General features: G+C 69.2%; 2 protein-coding genes and 1 pseudogene. 2 read left to right on the forward strand and 1 reads right to left on the reverse strand.

Features of this window, described 5'->3' with window-relative positions; translation table 11 throughout:
• Positions 1–44: 44 nt before the first annotated feature.
• Positions 45–707, reverse strand: a pseudogene (locus tag FRZ03_RS12185) (diacylglycerol kinase family protein); the annotation flags it as partial.
• Positions 708–904: 197 nt separating this feature from the next.
• Between FRZ03_RS12185 and FRZ03_RS12190 the strand changes: the two are divergent.
• Both FRZ03_RS12190 and FRZ03_RS12195 read left to right on the forward strand, forming a co-directional pair.
• Positions 905–2,188, forward strand: a complete 1,284-nt coding sequence (locus FRZ03_RS12190; RefSeq protein ID WP_146465164.1) for an adenylosuccinate synthase — start codon at positions 905–907, stop codon at positions 2,186–2,188.
• A 222-nt stretch (positions 2,189–2,410) separates the two neighbouring features.
• Positions 2,411–4,234: a bifunctional metallophosphatase/5'-nucleotidase gene (locus FRZ03_RS12195; RefSeq protein ID WP_146465165.1), complete on the forward strand. Its 1,824-nt coding sequence runs from the start codon at positions 2,411–2,413 to the stop codon at positions 4,232–4,234.
• Positions 4,235–4,476: the final 242 nt, after the last annotated feature.

Here is a 4,476-nt window from a genome sequence, read left to right on the forward strand (position 1 = left end):
GGAGCTGGACCAGCCGGTGGAGTCGGTCTCGCTCAGGGCGGCCGCCGGACCTCCACCCCGGCCAGTGCGCCGGCCGCCCTGAGCGAGACCGACTCCACCGGCTGGTCCAGCTCCACCACCGTCTCCCCGTCCACCTCCACCCGCAGCCGCGTCGGCCCGGGCGCGGGTATCGCGGTCAGCCGGGGCGGGCGCGGGCCCAGGGTGCGGACCAGGGACCGGTACCAGGGGCGCCCGGCCGCCGCGACCGGCTCGGGCAGCGGCGCCCGCACCGGCGCCGGGGGCACGGTCAGCCCGGTCAGCACCAGCCCGTCCGCGTCGTCGGCCAGTAGATCGAGGCGGCGCTCCTCGCCGTCCAGGACCGCCCGGGCCGCCGCCACCGCCCCCGTCGGCACGCCCAGGGACTCCGCCAGGGCCAGGCGTTCCCCCACCGGGACCACCGACAGCGCGCATCCGGCCAGTTCCCGCTCCCGGTGGAGCAGGGTCACCGCGCGCACCAGGGCGTGGTCGTCGCCCACCACGACAGGGCGCCTGGCACCCCGACGGCCCAGTGCCCGGGCGAATTCCGCCGGGTCCTCCGGGAGGCAGACCTTGGCCGCAGCACCCGCGCTGAGCACGTCTTTCGCGATCCGTACGGACTCCCCGTCCGCCTGCCGGGCCGCCGGATCGATGATCACCAGCAGCTGTTCGGACGTCGCGAAAGTCGCCACCTCGGTCCTGCCTCGCTTCCTCGGGTAGCATCTTTGTGCAAGAGCCCCTTGCGCTATTGCGCCAGGGGCTTCGTCTATTCCGGGGCATCCGGTCCGACGGTTGTGCGGCCAACGACGGTCGCGGTGGCACGCGGCGGTGAACCTTACGCCCACGCCCCTGACCTTGGACATGCCCCGCCCGGAAGGGGTGTACGCGCGTGCCCGCACTTGTGCTGCTCGGTGCTCAGTGGGGTGACGAGGGCAAGGGGAAGGCCACCGACCTGCTCGGTGGATCGGTGGACTATGTGGTGCGATACCAGGGTGGCAACAACGCCGGCCACACGGTCGTCGTCGGCGACCAGAAGTACGCACTCCACCTCCTCCCTTCCGGCATCCTCTCCCCCGGATGTACGCCGGTCATCGGCAACGGTGTCGTCGTCGACCCGTCGGTCCTGCTCTCCGAGCTGAGCGGTCTGAACGAGCGCGGCGTCGACACCTCCAAGCTCCTCATCAGCGGCAACGCCCACGTCATCACGCCGTACAACGTGACGGTCGACAAGGTGACGGAACGCTTCCTCGGAAAGCGGAAGATCGGCACCACCGGGCGCGGCATCGGCCCCACCTACGCCGACAAGATCAACCGCGTGGGCATCCGGGTGCAGGACCTGTACGACGAGTCGATCCTCCAGCAGAAGGTGGAGGCGGCCCTCGACGTCAAGAACCAGATCCTCACCAAGCTCTACAACCGGCGTGCCATCGCCGCCGACCAGGTGGTCGAGGAGCTGCTGGGCTACGCCGAGCAGATCAAGCCGTACGTCGCCGACACGGTCCTGATCCTCAACCAGGCCCTGGAGGACGACAAGGTCGTGCTGTTCGAGGGCGGTCAGGGCACCCTGCTCGACATCGACCACGGCACGTACCCCTTCGTCACCTCCTCCAACCCGACCGCCGGCGGTGCCTGCACCGGCGCCGGCGTGGGCCCGACGAAGATCAGCCGGGTCATCGGCATCCTCAAGGCGTACACCACCCGCGTCGGCGCCGGTCCGTTCCCGACCGAGCTGTTCGACGAGGACGGCGAGGCGCTGCGCCGGATCGGCGGCGAGCGCGGTGTGACCACCGGCCGTGACCGCCGCTGCGGCTGGTTCGACGCGGTGATCGCGCGGTACGCGACCCGGGTCAACGGCCTGACCGACTTCTTCCTCACCAAGCTGGACGTGCTCACCGGCTGGGAGCAGATCCCGGTCTGCGTCGCGTACGAGATCGACGGCAAGCGGGTCGAGGAACTGCCCTACTCCCAGACCGACTTCCACCACGCGAAGCCGATCTACGAGAACCTGCCGGGCTGGAGCGAGGACATCACGAAGGCCAAGTCCTTCTCCGATCTCCCGAAGAACGCCCAGAACTACGTCAAGGCGCTGGAGGAGATGTCCGGCGCCCCGATCTCCGCGATCGGCGTGGGTCCGGGCCGGGACGAGACGATCGAGGTCAACTCCTTCCTGTAAGCCGGTAGCAGGCTCCGGTTCACCCTGCGGCAGCGCCCGCCGGGTCCGCCTCCACGCGGACCCGGCGGGCGCTGCCGCGTTCCGGCCCGGATGACCCATCCTTGACCTGGACATGGTCATTTCCTGGTTTGCGGCGATGAGGGGCACGAGCACGATCTACGCGGGTAGCCTCCGCCATGGAACGCCCCCTGCTCGCACCAACTCCAGTCTCAGGAGCCTTGAATGACCCACAGTCGCATGAACCGCCGGGAGTTCGTGAAGAAGTCGGCCGTGACCGGTGCCGCCGTCGCGGCGGCGGGCGCGGTCTCCGGCGGTACCGCCGAGGCGGCCGACCACGGGCACCACCCCGAGAAGGCTCCGCGCACCTGGTCGTTCTCCATCCTGGGCACCACCGACCTGCACGGCCACGTCTTCGACTGGGACTACTACGCCGACGCCCCCTACACCGACAAGGCCGGCAACTCGGTGGGCGTGGCCCGCGTCGCCACCCTCATCAAGCAGCAGCGCGAGGCCAAGGGCGAGCACCGGGTGCTGCTGGTCGACGCCGGCGACATCATCCAGGGCACCTCCCTCGCCTACTACTTCGCCCGCGTCGACCCGATCACCGGCACCGACGGCAAGCGCGGCCCCAAGCACCCGATGGCCACCGCCATGAACCACATGCGCTACGACGCCGCCGCGCTCGGCAACCACGAGTTCAACTACGGCATCGACACCCTGCGCAGGTTCGAGGACCAGTGCGACTTCCCGCTGCTCGGCGCCAACGCCCTGCACGCCACGTCGCTGCGCCCGGCCTTCGAGCCGTACACCGTCAAGCACATCAAGGTCCCCGGCGCCCCGGACATCAAGGTCGGCATCCTCGGCCTGACCAACCCCGGCATCGCCATCTGGGACAAGGACAACGTCGGCGGCAAGCTGGTCTTCCCGGGCCTGGTCGAGCAGGCGAAGAAGTACGTGCCGCGGCTGCGCGCCCTCGGCTGTGACGTCGTCTTCCTCACCGACCACTCCGGCCTGGACGGCTCCTCCTCCTGGGGCGACGAACTGCCCTACGTCGAGAACGCCTCCAACCTGGTCGCCGAGCAGGTCCCGGGCATCGACGCGATCCTCGTGGGCCACACCCACGTCGAGGTGCCGTCGTACACCGTCAAGAACGAGCAGACCGGCGAGGACGTCCTGCTGTCCGAGCCGTACTGCTGGGGCTACCGGCTCAGCGTCTTCGACTTCGAGCTCGAACTGCGCCACGGCCAGTGGAAGGTGACGGGCAAGAAGGCGCAGACCCTCAACCCCAACGGCGTGGCCGAGGACCTGGAGATCAAGAAGCTCCTGGAGGCCGACCACGAGCTGGTCGTGAAGTACGTCAACACGCCCGTCGGCACCTGCACGGCGGACCTCTCGGCGGCGGACTCCTGCTGGAAGGACGTCCCGATCATGGACTTCATCCACAAGGTCCAGATGGAGACGGTCAGGACGGGCCTGTCGGCCGCCGACGCCGCGCTCCCGCTGATCTCGGTGGCCGCGCCCTTCAGCCGCACGGCCGACATCCCGCAGGGCAGCGTCACCATCAAGGACATCGCCGGGCTCTACATCTACGACAACACCCTGTACGGCAAGAAGCTGACGGGCGCCCAGCTGAAGGACTACCTGGAGTACGCGGCGAAGTACTACCACCAGGTGCCGGCGGGCACGAAGGTGGACACCGCCACGCTCACGAACGCCAACAGCTTCTGGGACTACATGTACGACACGGCGGCCGGCGTCGACTACGACATCGACATCGCCCAGCCGGAGGGCTCCCGGATCAAGAACCTCTCCTACAACGGCGCGCCCGTCGCCGCCGACCAGGTCTTCGTCGTGGCCGTCAACAACTACCGGGCCAACGGCGGTTCGGGATACCCACACATCGCGTCGGCGGAGATCGCCTACAGCTCCACCAACGAGATCCGGCAGCTGATGATCGACTACGTCACGGCCACCAAGTCGCTCGACCCGGCCGGCTTCGCGGTCACCAACTGGAAGCTGACCCAGGACGGCACGCCGGTCTTCTGACCCGCGCCGGCACCGGTTGCGCCCACCCCCGGCCCGGCACGGCCGCGGGGTGGGCGCAACCGGTGCCGGCGCGGGTCAGAAGACCGGCGTGCCGTCCTGGGTCAGCTTCCAGTTGGTGACCGCGAAGCCGGCCGGGTCGAGCGACTTGGTGGCCGTGACGTAGTCGATCATCAGCTGCCGGATCTCGTTGGTGGAGCTGTAGGCGATCTCCGCCGACGCGATGTGTGGGTATCCCGAACCGC

The sequence above is a fragment of the Streptomyces misionensis genome (genome assembly GCF_007896895.1).
Taxonomy (GTDB): Bacteria; Actinomycetota; Actinomycetes; order Streptomycetales; family Streptomycetaceae; genus Streptomyces; species Streptomyces misionensis_A.